Origin of the sequence: Lewinella sp. LCG006 (genome assembly GCF_040784935.1) — a bacterium.
In the GTDB taxonomy this organism is placed as follows: Bacteria; Bacteroidota; Bacteroidia; order Chitinophagales; family Saprospiraceae; genus Lewinella.
The window spans coordinates 3,306,093-3,329,008 of sequence record NZ_CP160680.1; the positions used below are offsets into that span (position 1 = coordinate 3,306,093).

General features: G+C 48.5%; 22 protein-coding genes. 17 read left to right on the plus strand and 5 right to left on the minus strand.

What is annotated here, in order from left to right; translation table 11 throughout:
- Positions 1-10: 10 nt before the first annotated feature.
- Positions 11-307, minus strand: a complete 297-nt coding sequence (locus AB0L18_RS11880; RefSeq protein WP_367392807.1) for a hypothetical protein — start codon at positions 305-307, stop codon at positions 11-13.
- Between the two features lie 253 nt (positions 308-560).
- Between AB0L18_RS11880 and AB0L18_RS11885 the strand changes: the two genes are divergently transcribed.
- The 7 genes from AB0L18_RS11885 to AB0L18_RS11915 all read left to right on the plus strand — a co-directional run bounded on the left by AB0L18_RS11885 (position 561) and on the right by AB0L18_RS11915 (position 7,560).
- A complete protein-coding gene (locus AB0L18_RS11885) occupies positions 561-1,865 on the plus strand; it encodes a polysaccharide deacetylase family protein (protein WP_367392808.1) in 1,305 nt (434 codons plus the stop codon).
- A 70-nt stretch (positions 1,866-1,935) separates the two neighbouring features.
- Positions 1,936-2,586 (plus strand): uracil phosphoribosyltransferase, encoded by a 651-nt coding sequence (gene upp, locus AB0L18_RS11890; RefSeq protein WP_367392809.1) that lies wholly within the window; start codon positions 1,936-1,938, stop codon positions 2,584-2,586.
- A gap of 114 nt (positions 2,587-2,700) precedes the next feature.
- Complete coding sequence (locus tag AB0L18_RS11895; protein ID WP_367392810.1) at positions 2,701-3,435, plus strand: hypothetical protein; 735 nt, start codon at positions 2,701-2,703, stop codon at positions 3,433-3,435.
- A gap of 18 nt (positions 3,436-3,453) precedes the next feature.
- Positions 3,454-4,008, plus strand: a complete 555-nt coding sequence (locus AB0L18_RS11900; protein ID WP_367392811.1) for an RNA polymerase sigma factor — start codon at positions 3,454-3,456, stop codon at positions 4,006-4,008.
- Positions 3,998-5,236 carry a hypothetical protein gene (locus AB0L18_RS11905; RefSeq protein ID WP_367392812.1) on the plus strand — a complete coding sequence of 413 codons (1,239 nt, stop codon included), beginning with the start codon at positions 3,998-4,000 and terminating at the stop codon, positions 5,234-5,236. The genes AB0L18_RS11900 and AB0L18_RS11905 overlap by 11 nt, the downstream gene beginning before the upstream one ends.
- A gap of 21 nt (positions 5,237-5,257) precedes the next feature.
- Positions 5,258-6,193, plus strand: a complete 936-nt coding sequence (locus AB0L18_RS11910) for a T9SS type A sorting domain-containing protein (protein WP_367392813.1) — start codon at positions 5,258-5,260, stop codon at positions 6,191-6,193.
- Positions 6,194-6,255: 62 nt separating this feature from the next.
- Positions 6,256-7,560 (plus strand): APC family permease, encoded by a 1,305-nt coding sequence (locus AB0L18_RS11915; RefSeq protein WP_367392814.1) that lies wholly within the window; start codon positions 6,256-6,258, stop codon positions 7,558-7,560.
- A 195-nt stretch (positions 7,561-7,755) separates the two neighbouring features.
- Here the strand turns inward: AB0L18_RS11915 and AB0L18_RS11920 are convergent, their stop codons facing one another.
- Together AB0L18_RS11920 and AB0L18_RS11925 are read right to left on the minus strand one after the other, a co-directional pair.
- Complete coding sequence (locus AB0L18_RS11920; protein ID WP_367392815.1) at positions 7,756-8,745, minus strand: hypothetical protein; 990 nt, start codon at positions 8,743-8,745, stop codon at positions 7,756-7,758.
- Positions 8,746-8,889: 144 nt separating this feature from the next.
- Entirely contained in the window at positions 8,890-9,192 is a 303-nt protein-coding gene (locus AB0L18_RS11925; protein WP_367392816.1) for a hypothetical protein, read from the minus strand.
- 178 nt (positions 9,193-9,370) lie between these two features.
- Here AB0L18_RS11925 and AB0L18_RS11930 point away from each other — a divergent pair, with 178 nt between their 5' ends.
- The 9 genes from AB0L18_RS11930 (at position 9,371) to AB0L18_RS11970 (ending at position 18,430) form a co-directional block, all read left to right on the plus strand.
- Positions 9,371-10,249: a T9SS type A sorting domain-containing protein gene (locus tag AB0L18_RS11930; RefSeq protein WP_367392817.1), complete on the plus strand. Its 879-nt coding sequence runs from the start codon at positions 9,371-9,373 to the stop codon at positions 10,247-10,249.
- A gap of 155 nt (positions 10,250-10,404) precedes the next feature.
- Complete coding sequence (locus AB0L18_RS11935) at positions 10,405-11,016, plus strand: DUF1990 family protein (RefSeq protein ID WP_367392818.1); 612 nt, start codon at positions 10,405-10,407, stop codon at positions 11,014-11,016.
- A 6-nt stretch (positions 11,017-11,022) separates the two neighbouring features.
- Positions 11,023-11,910, plus strand: coding sequence for a YndJ family transporter (locus tag AB0L18_RS11940; protein ID WP_367392819.1), 888 nt, complete (start codon positions 11,023-11,025; stop codon positions 11,908-11,910).
- A 306-nt stretch (positions 11,911-12,216) separates the two neighbouring features.
- Entirely contained in the window at positions 12,217-12,855 is a 639-nt protein-coding gene (locus AB0L18_RS11945) for a hypothetical protein (protein ID WP_367392820.1), read from the plus strand.
- Between the two features lie 3 nt (positions 12,856-12,858).
- Positions 12,859-13,419, plus strand: coding sequence for an FKBP-type peptidyl-prolyl cis-trans isomerase (locus tag AB0L18_RS11950; protein WP_367392821.1), 561 nt, complete (start codon positions 12,859-12,861; stop codon positions 13,417-13,419).
- A 99-nt stretch (positions 13,420-13,518) separates the two neighbouring features.
- On the plus strand, positions 13,519-16,077 hold the full coding sequence (locus AB0L18_RS11955) for a M14 family metallopeptidase (RefSeq protein ID WP_367392822.1): 2,559 nt from the start codon (positions 13,519-13,521) through the stop codon (positions 16,075-16,077).
- Positions 16,078-16,168: 91 nt separating this feature from the next.
- On the plus strand, positions 16,169-16,426 hold the full coding sequence (locus AB0L18_RS11960) for a type B 50S ribosomal protein L31 (protein ID WP_367392823.1): 258 nt from the start codon (positions 16,169-16,171) through the stop codon (positions 16,424-16,426).
- Positions 16,427-16,524: 98 nt separating this feature from the next.
- Entirely contained in the window at positions 16,525-17,736 is a 1,212-nt protein-coding gene (locus AB0L18_RS11965) for a GlmU family protein (RefSeq protein ID WP_367392824.1), read from the plus strand.
- 1 nt (position 17,737) lies between these two features.
- Positions 17,738-18,430, plus strand: a complete 693-nt coding sequence (locus AB0L18_RS11970) for a spermidine synthase (RefSeq protein ID WP_367392825.1) — start codon at positions 17,738-17,740, stop codon at positions 18,428-18,430.
- A gap of 112 nt (positions 18,431-18,542) precedes the next feature.
- Here AB0L18_RS11970 and rpsA read toward each other — a convergent pair whose 3' ends face one another.
- Positions 18,543-20,636 (minus strand): 30S ribosomal protein S1, encoded by a 2,094-nt coding sequence (rpsA, locus tag AB0L18_RS11975; protein WP_367392826.1) that lies wholly within the window; start codon positions 20,634-20,636, stop codon positions 18,543-18,545.
- Positions 20,637-21,177: 541 nt separating this feature from the next.
- Here rpsA and AB0L18_RS11980 point away from each other — a divergent pair.
- A complete protein-coding gene (locus AB0L18_RS11980) occupies positions 21,178-21,516 on the plus strand; it encodes a nucleotide pyrophosphohydrolase (RefSeq protein WP_367392827.1) in 339 nt (112 codons plus the stop codon).
- A 499-nt stretch (positions 21,517-22,015) separates the two neighbouring features.
- Here the strand turns inward: AB0L18_RS11980 and AB0L18_RS11985 are convergent, their stop codons facing one another.
- The gene (locus AB0L18_RS11985; protein ID WP_367392828.1) at positions 22,016-22,570 is read right to left on the minus strand and encodes a tol-pal system YbgF family protein; all 555 of its coding nucleotides are present in this window, start codon (positions 22,568-22,570) and stop codon (positions 22,016-22,018) included.
- Positions 22,571-22,916: the final 346 nt, after the last annotated feature.

The window sequence follows — 22,916 nt, forward strand, 5'->3', positions numbered from 1 at the left end:
GATATGCTGATTAGCGTTTGAGTTCCTGTCCAAGAGAGAGGAACAGCGCGCTCAACGACTGACGGTCTTCCTCCATTTTGTCTTTGAAATGAGTGGCCAGGTCGGTACTTTTTTGCTGTAGCAATGCATCAAGCGCTTTGATTCGTTCGTCGAGTGCGGCTTCCTTGGCACTCAGTGCTTCACGTTGTGCCTGCAGATCCGCTTCCACTTTTTCAAAGCGTTCGTTGTATTCGTGTATGATCTCACCCATCAGAATATCCCTTATGGTCATCAATTCAGAAAGGGAGGTGGGAGGTTTAGTTGCCATGCGCAGTAATTTTGCAAAATCTGTTAAACGGGGATGGAATAGGGCGTACCGTTAAGCAAAATGTATTTTATGCGTAAGCGAGTACTACAAATCCTACAGGCTCTAATGTAAACAATTTTTATAAAATTAAATCCAACGCCTTCTCTTTTGGGGGGTAAATGCTTAAAATTGGGCTTACTGTTGAAAAACTTCAAAGACAGCTCAACTTACCCACAGGGATGTCGATGGCATTTTTGGCGCAATACTAGACGATATGGAGGCAATATGCTATTGTGAGAAGCCTACTCCTAGGCTGGGTTATATTGTGGATTATCTTTTTACCGAACTACTGGGGGTAAAAGTAAGGGTAACCTCTGAGGTATCTGAATATAAAAATTTTAATGGCATCCGCTGTTGCTATTCTACAAAGGAGATCGTTGCTGGAGAAGTGCGGATGAAGCCTCATGGGCTTCTCTACGAGCAGGGGGTGAAGGAGCAGCTTGTGGCCTCTTTTTTGGCAGGTGATTTGCCCGCTTTTTTTGCTGCGGGGCCGGGGTATGATCTGCCTTTCGATGTTTTTTCGGCTGCTTTTTATATCCTTAGCCGGTACGAAGAATACCTTCCTTTTGAACCAGACCAGCACGGTCGCTATCTCGCCCAAATATCCTGGGCGCATCGCAATGGTTGCCTTCAATACCCTATCCTTTGGGAATGGGCGAAATTGTTGGGAGCGGCCATCCAGCGCAAATATCCACGCTGGCAACCCCGTCCTTCGGGGTATACCTTTGCGCCAACCTACGATATCGACCTGCCGTGGGCCTATCGCCATCGCGGCCTCCGAGGTTGGGGCAGATTGGGATTGGATGTGATTAACAGGGATTGGCCTCAGGTGCAAGCACGCTGGCGGGTACAATTTCAAGGTCAGGAGGATCCTTTTTTTATCTTTTCACCTTTGCGGAAATTACACGCAGCAACAGGCGTTAGACCCTGTATTTTCTGGCTACTTGCCGATAGCACGCGCGAAGATACCAACCCCTCCTGGAAATTAGCACCATACCAAAAGCTCATCCAGGAGGTGAGTGAGTGGAGCGAACTTGGTATCCATCCCTCTTATCACAGTTGGGTGTCGGCTGACATCATTGAGCAAAATAAAAATCGACTGGAAGAGATTGTTGGTTCAGCTATAACACACAGCAGACAGCATTTTCTGCGCCTCCGCCTGCCTGATACTTACCGGGCCTTACTGGCGGCGGGTATTCGGCATGATTATTCTATGGGGTTTGCTGCTGCACCCGGCTACCGGGCTGGCACGGCGGTACCTTTTCGCTGGTACGATCTGGAGCGTGAAGAAGTAACGGAGTTGTGGATACATCCCTTTGCCGTGATGGATGTAACGCTGAAACAATATCAAGGCCTTACTGCCCAGGAAGCGACTACCGAATTGGACCGTTTGCAATCCTATTGCCAAAAGGAAGAACAGCCTTTTTGTACCCTATGGCACAACAGCAGTTTTTCGGCGCTCCACGGCTGGGAGGGCTGGTGGGAAGTTTATGAAGGTCTTTTTAGAAAAGGGGAGTGAGACAAAAGATGCTCCGCTTGGTCTGAATATCCCCACAAGCTATTATCTTTAACCAAAACAAATAAACGATATGCTCCACCTACTGAGTGATACTCCTTCTATTGCCAATCAGTACGTTGCCCAATTGAGAGACATCCATGTGCAAGCAGACCGTATGCGCTTTCGCCGGAACATGGAAAGGTTGGGGGAATGTATCGGATACGAACTGAGCAAGGAGCTCAATTATGTAGAATATTCAGTGGAGACGCCGCTGGGGCAAGCCCCTGTAGAAATGCCAGCAGAAGAACTCGTACTGGCAACGATTTTGCGTGCCGGCCTGCCTTTGCACCAGGGCTTACTCAATGTCTTTGATGATGCTGGAAATGCTTTCGTTTCGGCCTATCGTAAACATCATAAAGATGGCACCTTCGAGATTGAAGTAGAATACCTCAGTTGCCCTGATCTGGAAAACAAAGTGCTGATCATCTGTGACCCGATGCTGGCTACCGGGGCTAGTATGGTGTTGGCTACCCAGGCTTTGCTGACTTACGGCAAGCCCAGTGCCATCCATTTTGTTGTCGCTATTGGCGCGCGCCTGGGATTAGAGTACCTCCAGCGCAAATTTCCCGATGCTCACATTTGGATGGCTGCGCTCGATGAAGAGCTTACCGCAAAAAGCTACATCGTACCCGGTCTGGGAGATGCGGGAGATTTGAGTTATGGAGCAAAATTGCAGGATTGATTAGGAGAGGAAATACCGGCTTTGGCCAAAATTATTGACAAAAGAAATGAAATAAATTAGCCCCTCAGGCAACCCCTCGGCCTCCGCCTCCGTGTAGTAAGTAAAAGCAAAATCATGAATAGAATAGTATGCTTTGCCTTACTCCTTTGCACGGCTACGGCCTGCCAGAATTCCATCCTCCACGAAGCGCAGGATGTTGAAGAGGTCCAATTGGCCAACTACTACCTGGAGCTGGATATCAGCGATATCCTTTACACAAATCCCGATGAGCAAGATACCACGCATGTCAATGCCGACCAGGATTTGGATTTCGCCTTTACGTTCAAAGACTTGGCGCTGGAAGATCGCTACCTCTATTTTGCCAATACCTATGGTCTTTCTTCCGACTCTATCGCTATCGTAGGGAATATTCGCTTCGTTCAGTCGCCTAATTCTACTTTCCCGGAAGATCTTTTTGATCTTGAGTTTGTCCTTACGGAAGCTCGGGACAATTTGGAGCAAAATGCTGATGGTACTTATACTTACCTCGATAAGGAAGTCTTGGCCCATCGACTCGCAACGGAAAATTTTGGCAATAATAGCTTATTTGGCGGCTACAACGTCAGCCAGATGTTGCTCACGCTGCCTCAGCCTCAGGAGCTTCTTAATGGCTGGGGAGAAATGGTGCTTTCCAGTAATGGTTTCTATTTTCCTTACGAAAACCTTGATCTCACAGAGGTTAGCTATCTTGCTGAAGAGGATGCCATTGTGGTAGGAGGAACTTTTGCGGTAGAGCTGAAAGTCATGAGTTGTGGCTTTTATTCTTTCTATGCTGTGCAGCAGGCTTCATTCCGCGGACTTATTCAATAACAAAGAGGCCTCGTTAGTTTGAATGACCAAGAACTCGCATTGCTGATTGAGGGTTGCCGCCAGGGTGATGCTCAATGCCAAAAACGGCTGTTCCTGCAAATGTACCATTTCGGGATGTCAGTGGCTGCGCGTTATGGTCAGCATCTACAGGAGACGGAAGAGATTGCGAACGACGGGTTTTATAAGATGCTGGAAAATATTCACCGCTACCGGCCGGAAGTACCGTTTCAATTGTGGTTGCGGCGCATCATCATCAACTGTGGCATTGATTATTACCGCAAGCAGCAAACTCGCCAAAGACTACAAACTGCGCCACCCGTTCAGGGGGATATTCGCAACGCTGGCGCCGACGAGCTGGATCGGGAATACCTGCTTCAGCTCGTCCGGCAGCTGCCTCCTCAATACCGCATGGTTTTTGTACTACACGTGATCGAAGGCTACAATCACGAAGAAATTGCCGAACAGTTGGGGATCAGTCGTGGTACCTCCAAGTCTAATTTGGCGAAAGCCAGGAAGAAACTTCAGGCACTGGTTGCATTGCATAATCGTCAAGTCACCGAATATGGAAAATAGAGAATTAGATCACTTATTTAAAACGGGGCTTGAAAAAACGGCGGCCTACAGCACTGCAGAAGAACAGTGGGAGGTTGTTGCTGCACGCTTGGCGCGGCCTACCAGGCGTAAGCCAGTATGGTGGTGGTTTTTAGGGGCGGGCATAGGTGTTGTTCTGTTGTGCCTGTTGTTTTTACCAAAGAATATTGGCTCGCAACCAGCTATCGGCGCGTTTAAAATTCCGATTGCCACTACCCGCTCGGGCGCTGCTCTAGCGCCGGAAGTGCGCTCGGATGTTGCTAAAGGAACCATAGAACTAATTGAGCCAGCAAGGAAGCTACAGCCTTCGGCTACAAGTCTTCCGGTAGCGCCTATCACTGCGCCACAGGCCGGAGCAAAGACCACGAGGGACGTTCAGTACAAGCAGGTAGGTGCCACTGTTGTAGCGGAAGACGAAGACGTGGAGTCTTCACCTTCATCCACTGGTGTTGATCGGAAGGAAATGCCTGTGTTTTCTGTTTTGGAAGCTCGCAAGGTTCTTGTTGTCAGGAATATAGCCATGTTGCCTTTAGAGGAGCTGACCAGTATTACGAAAAAAAGTACACCTGTTTTGATGGAAGTTCATTATGAGCAGCCGCTACAGGTTGAGGTAGCTTCCGCTTCAAGATGGATACTAGGCCTTGGCATACAACGGGATTTTATCAATTCAGGAAAGGTGATGGTCGATTATCCAAATTTGCCTTATTATGGAATGCTTGCAATGATTTTTTTGCCTCATTGGCAAGCCAGCCTGGAGTATGGTGTAGGAAATGCCGAAAGGACAATCATGGGCGACCCCCGCACCTACCGTGTTCCAATTATTGATGCACCTCAGGAGGGGGATCTTCCGACGGCCACGCAGCTTCGTTATCGCAACCAAAGCCTGGATGTTCAGGTCGCTTACCATTTGCCCCAGCTGAAAAAAATAGGGCTTTCGCTCAATACGGGCTTACAATGGAACAAAGACAGCAAGATCAATGCTGTTTATGACTATGAGGGTATCTACCAGCCAGTGACGGTAATTGCGGTACTCCCGGATACCAAGTTGGCCTTGTCGGACTTTACCTTAGGAGCAGACTTAAGCTATCCTTTGACCAATACTTACCGCCTGCACGGTGGTTTTCAACAATACTTTTCGCTAGATCGTAGTGGTACTTTTCGCTGGCCTTTGCGGCGACGAGTGCAACTGGGCTTGAGTTATCAATTTTAAACATTAGCAATACGCATCAACATGACCAAAGACAGAAGAACCTTCCTCAAGAATACTGCTCTGGCAACCCTAGGTTTGGGTTTAGGAAGCTCGGCCAAGGCCGAAGCAGCCGCAGGGCAGCCTACTTCCTTAATTACCTGTGATCGGACGACACTTGACTATTATGGTGAAGGCCCTTTTTACACCGAGAATCCGCCCATGTTGGAGGGCAATCAGCTGGCCGAAAGTGATGAACCAGGCGAGCGGATGATCATCAGCGGGCGAGTGCTCAATCTGAGTTGCTCGGAGTTTATTCCCAATACGGTGGTGGATGTTTGGCATGCGGATAACGATGGCGCTTATGATAACAATGGTTATAAACTAAGAGGATTTACCCTTACCAACGAGCAGGGCTTTTACCTGTTTGAAACCATTAAGCCAGGTAAATACCTCAACGGGAACAGCTTTCGCCCTTCACATATTCACTACAAGATTACCCCTCCAGGCTTTCCTCAATTGATCACCCAACTTTACTTTGCGGGGGATGATAGTATCCCTGGCGACGCTGCGGCTTCGATCACCTCAGGTACTTATGATGCGAGTAATCGGATCATCTCCTTGACAGAAAATGCCAATGGGGTACTGGAAGGAACCTTTGATATTGTGATCAATGGCGAGGGCATAGCAGTGGGCACCAACGATTTGCACCTGAGCAAGGGGATGGTTTACCAAGTGTCGCCCAACCCCTTTACGTCGGAGTTGACGATTCATTACGGTGTCTTCAAAAGAGCCAAGGTAGGTCTGGTTGTCTTTGATTTGGTAGGCCGACAAGTAGCGGTACTGGAAGATAGTGAGAAGCTGCCGGAAAAGTATTATGCTACCTGGCAGCCAGATAGTGCCTTGCCTAGTGGGCATTATTTCGTTGCATTAAAAATCAATGATCTACAAGTTCATTACTTGAAAGTGGTGAAAGTATAACGGGGGAGAATATTCGTAAAAAAAGTTATCTTACTAGCTGGAAAATCACCACATATCTAGCTATGAGTCAGTTGCAACGCCGCCTAACCCTCTACGGCCTTACGATGATTGCCGTCGGCAGTTGTATCGGGGCTGGTATTTTTGCCACACCTGGTAAGATTGCTGCTGATTTTCCGCACGCGGGTTGGGTGGTTGTCATCTGGGTTGTTGGAGGCCTGGTGACACTAACAGGGGCGCTGACTTTTGCTGAACTTGGAGGGATTTTCCCGAAAGCGGGAGGTATTTATGTTTATCTACGCGAAGCCTATGGAGAGCTTACCGCTTTTCTCTATGGTTGGGTGACTTTACTGGTGGTGAATACGGGGTCATTGGCGGCATTAGCACTAATCTTTGCCAAATACCTTACTTTTTTTGTGCCTTTAAGCGAGGCCGCGCAAATTTTTATTGCAGCGGGCACCATTTTAGGGCTCACCTTGCTGAATATTCGGGGAATCAACACCAGTCAATGGATCATCAACATTTTCACGACAACAAAATTGCTGGCCTTGCTGCTGATCGTTTTGATTGCGACGCTTTTTCGCGATCAAACGACGCACCAGCCTATTTGGTCCTTGCAGCATAACTTACCTGATGATTGGGGGAAACTATTACTGACGGCGTTAATTGGTGTTTTGTGGTCTTTTGGGGGTTGGCATCACGCTACTTATTTGGCGGGCGAAACCAGGCATCCACAGCGCAATGTACCGCTAGCCATGTTGTTCGGGGCCAGCATCGTCACACTGATGTACGTTTTGGCTAACCTGGCTTATCTATGGCTATTGCCGATTGAACAATTGGCTGGCAGCGAACGTGTTGCCGGTGATGCATTAGAAGCGGTGATGGATGGCGGAGGTAAAGCAGTAGCTTTATTGATTGGTGTTTCTGTGTTTGGGACAATCGCTATTTACACCATGTCGGCCCCCCGAATCTATTTTGCTATGGCACGCGACGGTGTGTTTTTTAAAGAACTGGGCAAGGTCCATCCGCGTTTTCAAACACCCGCCAATGCGATGCTGGCACAGGCTATTTGGGCGGTTTTATTGCTCTTGTTTTGGGGACAGTTTCACGATCTGATTACCTATGTGACCTTTATTGATATCGCCTTTATGGCACTGGCTGCCGCAGGTATTTTTATCTTTCGGAAACGACTTCCAGACGTGAGTAGACCCTACCGGGCGTGGGGGTACCCTGTTATTCCAGGTATTTACCTTTTAATCACCACCCTGTTTTTGTTGAATACCCTAGTTGAACGTCCCGTTCAGGCGATTGCCGGATTGTTGGTGCTAGGTATTGGTGTGGTGTTGTTCTATCGCTTTAAGAAACCCTGATTACACGCTATTATACAGCTACAGCTACACCAGCGCTGGCAAGCAAGCTGTTGAATAGATCAAGGCCATTTCACCGAGCACATGAATCATGTCATCATCATCACAATTGGACCTTGGGAAAACGACTACGCCAAATTTTATAATACTTACAATCTATCGTGTGAATTGAATAAGAGACGCAAGAGTAGATAAAATCTACCATAAAGGCAGCTTAAGCACGGACGCAAAATTCAGATAAAAAAGAAGGATGAGTAGTACCAGATGCCAGGCTTCTGCTGTTTGAGATTTTGCTTTCGTGAAATTGAAGCTCAGTAGTATACCTGCTATAGGAACCAAGGCCTGCCATTGCTGCATATTCCAAGGCATCAGCCACCATATAGATAGACCAGCACCAAGAAGTAGCCAATATAGAATGTCTATCTTGATTTGAACATCCATTTTGGTTTTGGCGAGGTAATGACGGCGACTCGACAGTAGGATGACGAGCAGTGCAATCATGACCACATTTGTCACAAAAGGGATTTTGCTCCAAGTGATCGTTTGTGGCAAGGAAAAGGCAGCACGCCATTGTTGCTCCCAGAAAACAGGAAGCATATCGTACCAGTAATAGGCTATACCAATGAGGTAAAGAGGCAAGAGTGCACCGATGAATAAGATCAATTGGTCTCTGAACTTCCCTGATTTTAGAATAGGCAGCATGGCACTATAGGCCAAAAGGAAAATGAGGTAAGTTGGTACAAAAAGTGCTGCTACTCCCATCCAGAACCCCGTATTGAAAATGTGATCAGCAGCGTTGTTGATGCGAAAGGCTTTTAGGTAGGATCGAAGGGATAAAAAGAGGAAAACATTGGCGAAGAGGTAGCCAGAATACTCATGAAAAGCAGGAAGCAGGGACCCCAAAAGCACCACAAAGACCCCGGGGAAGAGGTTGGGAGGACTGGTGATACGGTGTGCGAAAATGATGCCGTTCGCCAACAAAGCTTGAACAAAGAGTAGCGCAATGACCAGCGGAAGCGTAAACATCGTAGCTCCGTCTAACCAGGAAGTCACCCAGGTATTGCCCAGGCCCGGCATGGCTTGGACGGGAGTAGCACTCTGCCAGAAATCAGGCAAATGCAAAAAGAGGACATACCCTAAAATCAGAATACCAGCCAGGAGCTGATTGGTTCGGAAAATACTTAACACGCTCGCTCAGTTGTGAACTTCAAATGTAGGCAAAACGATGCACCTCTGTATGAAAAATAGATTTTTATATAAAATTTCTTAATGAGAGTACTTAGGTTGACCTTGTCCCAAGCCTGTAGATGGATTCGAGCTGCTTCGCTACCTTTAGTTCAGCGAAAACCCCTGTGTTTCGTTGCAGGCGAAAAAACTAAGTTCAATAACCTTCAGCTCCTCTCTTTCACACCAAGGTAAGCTAGCCACCAGTTCGCGCGCATGCCATTCGGTTTGAGCGGGCAGGATAGCCCACCACAAGCCTTCTTCTTCGGCGACAGCGTACTGTAAAATCGCTCCGCTCAATAGCAAACGATCCACAGCGAGTGCTTGGGCGGTAGCCAGTTCTGTGCCCGACTCATAAGGAAGCATAAAGGGGAGTTTGCAGCGGATGAGAAAGTGTGCAGGGGTAAACATAGATGGTATTTTTATGCAATAATTTGGCCACTATGAGCTGTTGGGCAAAGGTATTTTTTTCTACAATTTTCTTGGATAAAGGAAGTTGGATTGTCGGATATTTTACTTGGAAAGGATGGTTTGTGTGGACATTGGTCGTAAATTTGTCATTTCAATTCAATGTCAATAATCCCAAATTATGAAACGCATCATTGTTATTCTGTCCGCGCTGTTCATTTTCTCACCAGCCTTTACACAAAACTACTTGCCGGTGGTGATCAATGGGGAAGTGTTTTTTAAAACGGAACTGGAAACTTCTGAGGGAATCGTCCCGGCAGAAGTTACGATCGCCAACTTTGAGAAAATTAATGGCCAGCTCTACAATCGGGTGTTTTTTAAGCGCAACCTGGAAGCAGATATGTTCATCGGTTACTTGCGGGAGGACCCAGGAGCGGGGGAGATTTATTTCCGCACCACCACTAATCCTCAAGAGTTTTTGGTTTATGATATTAGCCTGGAAGTAGGGGAGAGTATCATTTTGAATGCCCGTTGGTGTGATGGGGTAGCGGGCGATGTAGCTACGGTGGTGAGTGTAACCGAAACAGTGGGCTTGCGCGAAGTAGTTTTTGATCGCCAAATAGGCAATGACCTGATTTGTGAAACCCTCACCTTTATCGAAGGGGTGGGACCTAGTGCCAGTTTGATTTTTCCCATCTTTCGTAATGCTATTGCAGAAAATGGTGTAGCGCAAAGTCTTTGCCACGCTTCGCACGAAGCGGTTATTTATTATCCCGCCGGTACGGATACCGATCTTTGTGGCGCTGGAATTACCAGTACCGATATTCCTGCACAAGCTGAGGCAATAAAAGTGTTTCCCAATCCAGTAAGCACCCAACTACAAGTGAACGGACTGCCCGCAGGAAGCACAATAGTGGTCTATAATGGTTACGGACAAGTAATTCCGAGCGTTTTCACGGGGCAGCACTTGGATAGCAGCAAGTGGTCGGCCGGGCTATATGTGCTGGAGATAGAATTGCCGAGTGGTGAGCGTGTGGTACGGAAAGTGGTGAAGCGGTAGGGGGGAGCTTGATCGTATGATCGTATTGGTACGATTGGGGTGTGCTGATCGTACGATCGCACTAGTACGATCAGGGGTAACCACAAGTGCTTTCATTTGTTTCAAAACAAATTGAAAGATTAGGTGTTTTATCACCAAATCAATTCCAGCACCCTATGCGTGTCCACCTTCGTCAACCAAGCAGTACCCAGTTGCAGGCCTATCTGACAGCCGTTCAGCATCAGCCATTTTCTTATCAGGAAGTAGGGGCCAGTACTGGTGTTTTTCCTCCAGGCTATCACCAGCATCGCAATCGTTTCTACTTAGGGGAAGGTGCTACATGTTGGCAACTGGCCAAAACGGCGATTGATCAGTGGCAACCATTCAACAATGGTTGGGCAAGCGTATTTCCGGTAGCGGCACCCATTGAGGTAGATAATTCGGTGGTGGTTTGCTTTCGTATTTTTGGCGTTTGGTGGAAGAATGTTTGCCGAATTGTCTATGTTCTAAATACCAACAGCACGTATGGTTTTGCTTATGGTACGCTACCTGGCCACGTAGGGCGTGGAGAGGAGTACTTTGGCGTAGAACGCGATGAGGACGGCAAATGCTGGTTTGTACTCAAGGCTTACAGTCAGCCCGACTATTGGGGGGCACGGTTGTTTCCCTGGTTTTTACGCTGGCAACAAGGACGGTTTGTGCGTGCTGCGGCTAAGAGCATGCAGCTTGCTTGCCAAGGAGATCAGCAGAACAACGCTAGTAGTCATGCAAAAACGTATCAAAACTAAGTGAAGATGGCAAAAAGCACCTGGCCAAAACTGCCCTGGACAGCCTTGGTGCTGTTTGTCAGTAGCATCCTTTTGTTGCCTATTCAAGCACAGTGGGCACCGGCTTACTTGTATTGGATACTTCTGGCGGGCCCCGTGTTGTTTGTGCCTTGGGGCTTGGCCTTGCTGACGAAGCAGTGGTTGGCACAGCCCTTGTTGTTGATACGGTTTGTGCCCTTTGCGGCAATGACGCTGGTAGCTGCTTTTTGCCTCCCTGCCGGCCCACTAGCGGCTACATTAGCTGGCCTGTGGATGTTGGTGGTGGCTGGCCTGGGATTGTGGCTAGGTAGGCATTATCAGAAATTGCCGTTCGCGGTACTGCTGGCTATTGTTTTTCTGGGAGTAGCGTCTGCCTGGGCGTTTGCCGAACGGTTGGGATGGCAACCGCTGGGTTTTGATCCATTGATTGTGTTGCTCACTGCTATTCATTTTCATTATGCGGGTTTTGCACTGGCCTTGATGACGGCTTTTTTGCCCCAGAGTCGCTGGCAAAGCTTACTGAGTAAAGGGCTCATTATTGGCGTAGGAGGTGTGGCGGTAGGGATCACTAGCACACAGCTGGAAGGTCCGGCCTGGTTGGAGGTGACAGCTGTGACCCTCATGGTATTGATAGGCTGGGGAGTTGCTTTTCTACAGTGGCAGGAGGCCCGAAGGGTGCAGTTCACAACAAGGAGTTTGCTGTTAATGATGGGGAGTGTGGCACTTTTTTGCGGCTTGCTGTTGGCGCTGCTCTATGGCTGGCGTTTTGCACAGCAGTGGCCTTGGCTGACGATCCCCTGGATGTATGCTACCCATGGGGTGTTGAATTCGGTAGGATTCACTTTACTGACGTTACTGGGGAGAAGTATTAGGTAGCGTTGTATTGGTTCTAAATGCGTTTAGTTCCGCACTAAATCAAAGGGATTCTCCTCCCTCGATCCTGTGGATCGGTCCCTCCAGCGGGACACATTTTGATGGTGCTAGTAGCAAGAATAACACCGATTGCTTAGGTGATACTACCTGAATTTGGCATTCGGAGGTAGAGTTCTTTTGGTGAAAAAGCAGAATCAATACAATGATGCCTAGAAGAGAGGGATGCGCCCAAAAAATGAAAGATGACTGCTGAGGATAGAGAATAAAATAGAAACTACTGTATTTTTACGAAAATTAAATACCTAAGCGATGATAAAGAATTTGTTCTTACCCCTGCTATTGATGTTTTCACTGACCCTAAGCCACGCGCAAATTAAAGCAGTCACAGAAAACGGTGACGAAGTGACTCTCTACGATGACGGTACCTGGAGTTATGATGATCTGGAGATGACCGACGAAGCAGAAATATTGATGAATCCTGCGACTTTTGAAAAAAGTGATAAGGCTACTTTTTTGCTAAAGAGCAGCAAGAACAATTTTGGCTTTTATCTGAATCCGAAGGAATGGACTTTTTCGAAAGAGGGGGAAAATCCGGCGGCAGAGTATGAGCTGCACCTCAAATCGGGTGATCTCTACGCGATGATTATCTCCGAACAATGGGAAATTCCCCTGGAAAATCTACGCGAAATAGCAGTGAGTAAAGCCAAAGCAGCAGCACCGGACCTACAGGTGGTAAAGGAAGAATACCGAATAGTGAATGGACTAAAAATGCTGCACCTGCAAATGAACGGAACGATACAGGGTATTAAGTTTTCGTACTACGGTTACTATTACTCTGATGTAGCGGGCACTGTACAGTACGTTACATTTACCTCGCAAAGTTTGATCGAAAGCTACCGTGAGCAGTGCGATGCCTTGCTGAATGGCCTGGTTGTTATAGAAAAATAGAAAATGAAAGGTTTAATCATGTTGCTACTGCTGGGTGTATTGGTAAGCTGTGGCCAACCGGCACCCACTACGGAGCAAGCACCGCCACCCCCGCCCGTCAATGAAGATGACTTATTGCTACGCTTGTCGGCCTACCTGAGTACGGATACCAGCCGAACCGCCCGGGAGCAAAATGAGATTGTGGATTATGCCATTGAAAACCTGCTGGATGTACGCGTGAGTGACTCGGGCTTGTTTTACCATATCGAAGCAGAAGGGGATGGAGAGGCCATTGCCTGGGGCGATTACCTGAAAGTACATTACAAAGGCTACTTGCTGGATGGCACCGTGTTTGCCGACTCGAGGAAGCAGGATCGGCCGCTGGCGTTCTATGTAGGAAATATGATTCCGGCCTGGAATGAGGGATTACCCTATATAAAAGTGGGGGGTAAACTATTGATGTTGGTGCCTAGCCACCTGGGCTATGGTGCCGAAGGCTTGAATACGAGCAAGGGGCGGGTGATCGTGCCGCCGTATCAGCTACTGGCGTTTGAAGTGGAGGTATTGGAAAAGGTGTTAGATTAGATTTTGCGGCATTTTTCTAACTAGTGCGGTTTTTGAACCACCAAGGGCTGATAGTCTGGGTTTCTTGTTATTTTTACAGGAAACACGAATCAGACTAATATGACTAATCGCTTATTTCTACTCTTATTTTGTAGCTTATTGTTTATTGGTGCTCAGGCACAAAAGCAAGCGCTGACCTATTACTTGCCGGATATTGCCTATGATCCTGCGATCCCGACGCCAGAAGAGTTTCTGGGTTGGCAAATTGGAGAATGGCACATCAGCCACGACCAGCAGTTGGCTTACATGCGGATGTTGGCAGCGGCTTCGCCCCGGATTACCCTTACGGAATATGCACGCACGCACGAGCAGCGGCCTTTGGTGTACCTGACGATTACCAGTGCCTCCAATCACGCTCAGTTGCCCACGCTTAAAGAACGGCATGTTGCGCTGAGTGATCCTGACCTTTCTGCTAAGGTGGATATCGAGCAGACGCCCCTGGTCTTGTATCAAGGGTTTAGCATTCATGGAAATGAACCCAGCGGAGGCAATGCCGCGCCCTTGGTCGCCTACTATCTGGCTGCTGGCCAAGGTCCGGAAATTGAAGCACTACTGGACAATACAATCATTCTTTTTGACCCTTGCTACAATCCCGACGGATTTACCCGTTTCAGTACCTGGGCCAATATGCACAAGAACCTGAACCTGACGGCTGACCCTGCCGATCGCGAATACGATGAGAGCTGGCCCGGTGGCCGTACCAACCACTACTGGTTTGATCTGAACCGCGACTGGCTACCTGTACAGCACCCGGAAGGTCGCGGCCGAGTGGTGGCTTTCCACGAATGGAAGCCTAACGTACTGACCGACCACCACGAAATGGGCACCAATTCTACCTTCTTCTTCATGCCTGGTGAACCGAGTCGGGTACACCCACTTACCCCTGGAATGAATCAACAGCTGACGGGAGCTATCGGCAACTACCACGCCAAAGCACTGGACGATATTGGATCGCTCTATTATTCGGAAGAAGGCTACGATGATTACTACATCGGCAAGGGCTCGACCTACCCCGATGTGAATGGCTGTATTGGTATCCTCTTTGAGCAAGCGAGCTCACGAGGGCACGTGCAGGAAAGTGACAATGGCTTGCTCACTTTCGCCTTCACGATTCGCAATCAGGTGCGCACGGCACTTAGTACCCACGCGGCCACGGTGGGCCTGAAAAAGGAGATCCTTACCTACCAACGTGATTTCTACCAAAGTGCTCGCAAGGAAGCCCAGGCCGAGAGCCGCTACGGGTATGTTTTTGGCACCGACGGCGACCCCGGACGGGCCAATCACCTGATTGATATGTTGCTGACACACCAGATTGATGTACATCCGTTAAAAAAAGACGCTACGGCTGATGGAAAGACTTTTCGGGCAGGTGAAGCTTATGTAGTGCCCTTAAAGCAGGATCAGTACCGCTTCATCAAAGCTGTTTTTGACCCTATCCTGGAGTTTGAAGACAGCCTCTTCTACGATATTTCTACCTGGACACTGCCCATGGCTTGCAACCTGCCTTATGCCAGCCTCAATAGCACGCCTTCGGTAGGTGACGCCCTCACTGTGGTGCCTTCAGTAGCACCCGCTGCACCAGCTCGTAGTACTTACGCCTATATGCTGCCCTGGAATGATTTTTATGCCCCTCGTTTAGCTTACTACTTGATGGACCATGGCTTGCGCTTGAAAGTTACGACAGCAGCTTCCACCGTAGGAGGGGATGTCTACCCAGCTGGAACGGTTATTCTACCGGTTGTAAACCAGGGGGACCTCTCGGAGGAGGAAATTCATCGTATCGTGAAAGAGGGGGTAGCCATCACTGGCGTGGGCATGGTACCTGTAAATACCGGCCTGAGTTCAACGGGGCCAGACTTGGGTAGCCGGGAATACCATACCCTGGAGATGCCCAAAGTAGCCATTTTGGTTGGCGATGGTGTCACCAGTTACGAAGCAGGCACCAATTGGCATTTGTTGGACCAGCGCTACCACATACCGGTAACCAAACTGACGACTGAAGATTTAGGGCGGGCCGACTTGAGCCGTTACAACGTGATTATTCTCCCCAACGGGAATTATCGATTTGGTGGCAACGAGACCACTAAACTACAGGATTGGGTAAGCGCCGGAGGAACGCTCATCGCTCAAAAAGCAGCCAACCGTTGGTGTGCTGCCAACAGACTGGCGCAGCTGAATCCCGTCAAAGTGGAGGGAGATAAAAGAGATCAACGCCCTTATGGGAAACTCGACCGCGATGAAGGTGGCCGGGTGTTGGGAGGGGCTATCTTTAATACCGAAGTAGATCTTACGCATCCTTTGCTCTACGGCTTTACCCGAACCGATTTCCCAGTCTTTCAGCGGGGGAATTTGTTTTACGAAGTGAGCAGCAATCCTTACGCTACCCCCGTACGGTTTACCAAGCAACCACTTTTGAGTGGTTATGTACACCCCGAGAGCCTTGATGCTTTGGAAAGTTCAGCGGCGGTGTTGGTGAGTGGTAAAGGTCGTGGACGAACGATCTCTATGATGCAAGAGCCCGCCTTCCGCGCCTTTTGGTTTGGAACGAGTAAGCTACTGGCCAACGCTATTTTCTTTGGTTCTACCATTAGTGGTGGTGCTTGTGAGACCATAAAATAAAAAACGAGACGGAAATAATTGATTAGTAATTGGTTTTACGAAAAATAAAGCTATCTTTGCCGTCCGAATTTGAATAGGAAATATTACCGCCATGAAGAAAGATATCCATCCCGATAATTACCGCCTCGTTGTTTTCCGTGACATCTCGGTTGACAAATCTTGGTTGTCGCACTCTTGCGCTCCTACTAGAGATACTGTAGAGTGGGAAGATGGCAAAGAATACCCATTGGTAAAAGTGGAAATTTCTAGTGAGTCTCATCCGTTTTTTACGGGTAAGATGAAGTTTGTAGATACGGCTGGTCGTATCGACAAGTTCAATAAGAAATTTGCCAAATTTTCTAAGAAGTAATTCTTCGATAATTATCTGGCTTGAAAGAAAAAGTCCTGATCAGCCATTGTGCTGATTAGGACTTTTTTATTTTTGCGCAATACCAACATCTCCTCCCTATGGCACATCTCATCTTGTTTGATAATGAAACCCGCGAACATCTCTTGCCGCTGACGTACACACGCCCAGTCGGTGCATTACGTGTTGGGGTGCTTACGATTCGTGAAAAATGGGAACGGGTAATGGCTTGTCCCGTATCTTTTCTAACCCAGGATTACCTCAGCGAGAAGTTTGAGATGGACTATGGTGAAGAAAACTACCTGGTCAACGGTGCTTTGTTGCCTACTCCACAAATCATACGTCTCATTCGGCAGCTGGATTACAGCGAAGCCATTTTGCTTGATGGGGAACTGCTGGCTACCAAACTGCGGGGAGAGCAGATTGAACAGCTCATTAAGGATGAAGATTTTGGTGAACTTTCCGGCTACGAAGCCAAAAATACCGATATTCTTAAATTACGTGGCGTCTATGACATCTTTCATCTGAACCAGGCTGCGATAGAGGCTGATTTTGCGCTTTTGACCGAAGGCCGAACTTCGGCTCCTTTGTCGGAAACCAACCGGGTGGTTGGGCCCGCCGATCAGCTTTTTATTGAAAAAGGAGCTACGGTAGAGTGTGCTACGTTTAATACCCAACAAGGACCCATCTACATTGGCCGCAACGCCTTGGTGATGGAAGGGAGCCTCATCCGGGGAGCCTTCGCGATGGGAGAGGGGGCTGTGCTGAAAATGGGCGCAAAGATCTACGGTGCTACTACACTGGGGCCCGGTTGTAAGGTAGGTGGCGAAGTAAATAACGTAGTCTTTCAAGCCAATGCGAACAAAGGACACGATGGTTACCTGGGCAATTCGGTCATTGGGGAATGGTGCAACATCGGAGCGGATACCAACTGCTCCAACCTCAAAAATACCTACGAAGAAGTAAAACTTTGGAATTATCCCGAAGAGCGATTCGTGAAAACAGGCCTACAGTTTTGTGGCCTCGTCATGGGAGACCATACCAAAGTAGGCATCAACACCATGTTCAATACGGGTACCGTAGTGGGGGTGGCTGCCAACATTTTTGGCGACGGGTTTCCGCGTAATTTCGTCCCTTCCTTCGCTTGGGGCGGTGCCAGTGGCTATTCAACTTACCGCACCAGCAAGGCGTTTGAGATGATGGAACGCGTGCTCGAACGTAGAGGGTTAGAGCTGACTGTACAGGATCGGCTGATCTTACTGCGTATTTACGAAGACACCGCCAAGTACCGCCGCTGGGAAAAGAAAGACTAAAATGAAGCAACTACCACGCTGGAAAATCTGGTTAAGCTACCTGCTGGAACTCCACGTGGAGAGTGCTGAAAGTGATTACAATCCCTATCTCTACGTAAGCCTTCGCCGTGGCCGCTACCAACTCAGCACCGCCAATGCGGTGTATTCCTACGGCGATCTCTATACCAATTTTGCCCGTACCTTTGCGCGCTGGAACTGGGAGCAGTATCCCATCGATGAAGTGCTCATACTAGGCTTGGGCCTGGGGAGTATCCCCGTCATTCTAGCGCAAACCCACCACCAGCAAGCGTGCCAGTTTACGGCTGTAGAAATTGATGAAGTAGTGTTGGATTTGGCCCAGCGTTACGTTCTCAATGACTTGAAAAACCCGCAGCAAATGATCGTCGCAGATGCGTCCATTGCTGTCCAGCAGTTGCCAGAGGAAAACTACGATCTGCTCTGTGTAGATATCTTTGATGATGACCTTGTTCCGGAAGTCTTTGAGACCATCGCCTTCCTGGAAGATGCAAAAGCATTGCTGCGCCCCGGCGGTGTGCTGCTTTTCAACCGCCTTGCGGCCAACCCCAGAGATGAGCAAGAGAGCAAGGCGTTTTTTGAAACTACTTTCCTGAAAGTCTTCCCTCAGGGGTATTGCCTTGATGTCGGCGGCAATTATATGCTACTGAGCAACAAGGAAGCGATAAGGAACGTGTAATCGTCTATCTTATCCCACGTCTGATTATAGTCTCAAAAAAAAAACACCCGAACCACTACAAGTGATTCGGGTGTTGCTATTTAAGAAACACGTCTAAGTGGCGTATTACTATTTATTCATCATCACCACCGTCGTCAGACAACTGCTCTTTGAGTTGGCTGAACACGTCCAAGTCACCAAGCGTATCACGCTCAACACTTGATTGTGTTTTCTTAACGGCTTTACGAGTTTCCTGGCGCTCATCGTCACGCTCTTTACGAACTTGCTCGTCCGCTTCACGGCGAATATCATCCAGGTAACGCATGTGGCTCACCATGATGCGCTTGTCATCACGGTTGAATTCGATCACCTTCACGGTCAGTACCTCATCAGCTTCGGCGTAAGTGCCGTCATCCTTACGGATGTGCTTGAGGGGAGCATAAGCTTCCAGGCCATAAGGCAATTGTACGATTGCACCGCGGTCGTCCTTGCGCAGGATAGTAGCTTCGTGGTAAGATCCTTGTGGGAATACGGTTTCGAACGTATCCCATGGATTTTCTTCCAGTTGCTTGTGACCCAGTGACAATTTGCGATTGTTCTTGTCAATTTCAAGAATCATCACATCGATCTTCTCACCAACTTTCGTGAACTCACTTGGGTGGCCGTAGCGCTTGGTCCAAGAAAGGTCAGAAATGTGGATCATACCACCGATACCATTCTCCAATTCCACGAACACACCGTAAGGAGTAAGGTTCTTGACCTCACCGCTGTGGCGGCTGTTTTCAGGGAATCTTTCTTCAATGTTATCCCATGGATCATCCTGTAGTTGCTTCACCGAAAGCGACATCTTGCGATCTTCGCGGTCGATAGTAACCACTTTGGCTTGGTACTCTTGTCCCAGCTTGAAGTGTTCGCGGGCGTTGATCGGTTGATTGCTCCAGCTTACTTCTGAAACGTGGATCAAACCTTCTACACCAGGCTGGATTTCCAGGAATGCACCGTAGTCCTCGATGTTAACGATCTTACCAGTAACGGTAGAGCCTTCGCTGATGTCTTCTGCCAATACTTCCCATGGGTGGGGTTGTAGTTGCTTAAGACCCAAAGAAATACGCTTCTTGTTCTCGTCAAAGTCGAGTACAACAACGTTGATCTTCTGGTTCAGTTCCAGTTTCTCACTTGGGTGAGAAATCCGTCCCCAGCTGATGTCTGTGATGTACAACAGACCATCTACACCACCAAGGTCAAGGAATGCACCGAAGTCGGTAAGGTTTTTAACCAAACCTTCCAGTACCTGACCACGCTCAAGGCTGGCAATGATAGCTTCACGCTGCTCGGCCAAATCGCTTTCGATAAGGGCTTTGTGAGATACAACTGCGTTTTTGATCGCTTCGTTGATCTTCACTACCTTGAACTCCATGGTCTTACCCACGTAGCTATCATAATCGATGATAGGCTTGATATCAATTTGTGAACCAGGCAAGAAGGTTTCCAAACCACCACAATCGGCGATCAGACCACCTTTGGTCTTGCTGATAACTGTACCCTTGATAACGGTACCGTTCTCGTAGCTGTCTTTGATAGACTCCCAAGCCAGCAACAATTTCGCTTTACGGCGAGAAAGTACCAACTGGCCACGAGCATCTTCTTGCTGCTCAACGTAAACACGTACGTGATCACCCACCTTAAGGTCCGGTGTGTCACGGAATTCCGACAAAGGAATCAGACCGTCAGACTTGAAGTTGATGTCCAATACAACATCACCATCGTTGATCGCTGTTACTAAACCAGAAACGATTTCCATTTCCTGAATAGCAGACATCGACTCGTCAAACTGAGCCAACATGGTTTCACGCTCGGCTTCAGAGTAGCTGTTGTCAGCACGCTTGTCGATGGTCCAGTCAAAGTCGTCGTGAGCTTCACCCGTAGCGCCGGTTGGCAACTCTACGTCAATCTCCGCGTCTTCGTCTTCGTCCTCATCACTGTCGCTGTCATCGTCAGAGGCTTCCGCTTCGTTGTCCTCTGCTTTTGGCGCAGCTACAGCTTCTTCTACAGTTTCCGCAGCGGCTTCCGCTACTTCTTCTGCAGCTTCCGCAACAGCTTCTGCTACTTCTTCCACTTTTTCAACAACGGCTTCCGCCGCATCACTTGCAGCTTCCACCACCTCCTCTACCGGAGTGGTTTCTTCCTGCTGGTTGTCCTGTTCTTCCAGGTTCTTGTCATCTAGCATCTAATAGAATGCTTTAAGTTAGGAATGGGGCAAATAAGTCCTTCGTAATGAAAATCTTATAAGTTTTTTCACCATTAACCCTTGTGAATAAATTAAATTGCGGCGCAAAGGTAACCTTTTGTTTCCTAACAACCAAGCATTTAGCAGGTCTATTGTTTTAGTTTTGCCACCTTACATTATCTCGCAAAATAACCCCAAATTTGGACTCGTGTTTTAAAGTCGGAGTTTAGGTGGTGTAAAGGTGTAAGGGTTGGAACAGTGTAAAGGTTAGGCGACTGAATGTAGGAAGAAATCCCCGCACCCGCTGACCTCACACCCCGCACTAAAAGTCGGAAGTGGGAAATAGGAAGTCGGAAGTATAACCGCACCCCGCACCAAAATCGGAGTTCGGAAGTGGGAAGTCGGAAGTATTTGAAACACCTGGTAGAATCCGCTCCTTTTCTCTTCGTGTATCTCGTTACTTCCGACTTCCGACTTCAATATCAAACCCTTACACTTTTACACCATTCCAACCAAATCACCAACCATCAACCAATAAAAAATGACCTTAAAAACCGCCCAACAAACCGTCGACGAGTGGATTAACACCATTGGTGTCCGTTATTACAGTGAACTCACCAATATGGCTATCCTCACGGAGGAAGTAGGAGAGGTGGCCCGACTGATGTCGCGGCTCTATGGCGAGCAGTCGTTCAAACGCCCTGAAGATGCCAAGCGCGCGCCCGCTCAACTGGCCGACGAGATGGCGGATGTCCTCTTCGTCCTGATCTGTCTGGCCAATCAAACGGGTATCGACCTCACGGAAGCCCTCCAACGTAACCTGGAAAAGAAAACGAGTCGCGACAAGGATCGCCACGCCAATAACGAGAAGTTAAAGTAGTATTTTTTGGGCGCTCCCCCTCCCGAAGGTCGGGGTTGGGTCGTCCGCCACGTGGCCCTGCGGGCGCCCCGCGTAGCGGTGCTGGCTCCCACCCCTAGCGCAGCAGGGGGGTGTTGCTCAATACGCTCAAGTTTGTGCCAAATCAAAGGAATTTCCATATCCCCCTCGGAGAGTAGCGCCCTGGCCGCAAGGGCTACCCTCCCTGCCTGACGTGCCGCTGGCAGGCAAGCCTCGCCCCTGTGGATCGGTCCCTCCAGCAGGACACATTTTGATCGTGCCAGTAGCAAGCATATCACCGATTGTTTAACGTGAGATTTGGGGGTAAAAACCTGATCAACAATTAATTATGCTCCCTAAGCTCACCGTACTTGGTGTTGGGTACTGTGTACTTGGATTAAAAAAGTTGTTCTATCTGAGTACCTAGTACTAGGTACTTAATACAGTGAGGTTGGGTGACGGGATTCCTCTAGTTTCAAGAGCTTTATGCACCAACCTCACATTAAATAGTGATGGCTTTGGCCGATCCCGTGGTATTGGTGTGGATGCCATCTCCTGCAATAGGAAAAATGCACGACTGGCTGGAGTGATTTTCGATACAATTGCGTTGTTCGCCCAGCCGCAGATAACACAAGGCCAGTGCCTCGTGCAGCCCTTTGTTTTGAGTGGCGATGGTTTTGTTCTCAGGGAAGCGTTCCAACAGATTTTCGAAAACGTTGATCGCGTCTTGTGAACGGCCTGCCTCCAGTAGTGTCTCTCCGTAAGCAATATAAGCGGGGATGGTGAGTTGGCCCTGTTGTTGTGCTGCCAGGATCTGAGGTTCCATAACGGCCAACTTTCGCGCAGTTTCGTAGGGGTGTTTGGAGAAATCAATCCGAGCAATAATGTTATTGATACTGTCCCGCATTTGGCGAGTGCCCGCCGCTGGGTCATTCGTCGTAGTTGTTGCTAGCGTGTGGCTTTCCTGGTCAGCGTTTTCCGGCTGGCACGCTGCAAACATCAAAATCAGGCAGCAACCAAGAAAGCAAGAGGACCATTTTTTCTGCAAAGTAGCCATTTGAGATATTTTCCTCAAAAGTACCTTAGCGCGCGCGTAAAAGTAAATGGAGCACTCGTTTTTTTTGCCGACCCCTTAGTGTGCAAAGCGAAGCATGGAGCCGAGCGCAGGGACGCAGGCCAAAGGATGGAAGCCGCTCCGCTCCATAGAATCGGGTTTCAAACCCGGTACAAAGAGCGGACTAGAAAAGTCGGGACAGGAGAAGGCATGGCCCCAAATCACCATAATCTTCCCCATTCGTATAAATACATTCATGCATTTACACGTCCGAGCGTACAATTGCTACTTTCTTTTGGTTTGATAATCAATGTTTTAAAAGGCAGCCACAATATTTTAACTAAATAAA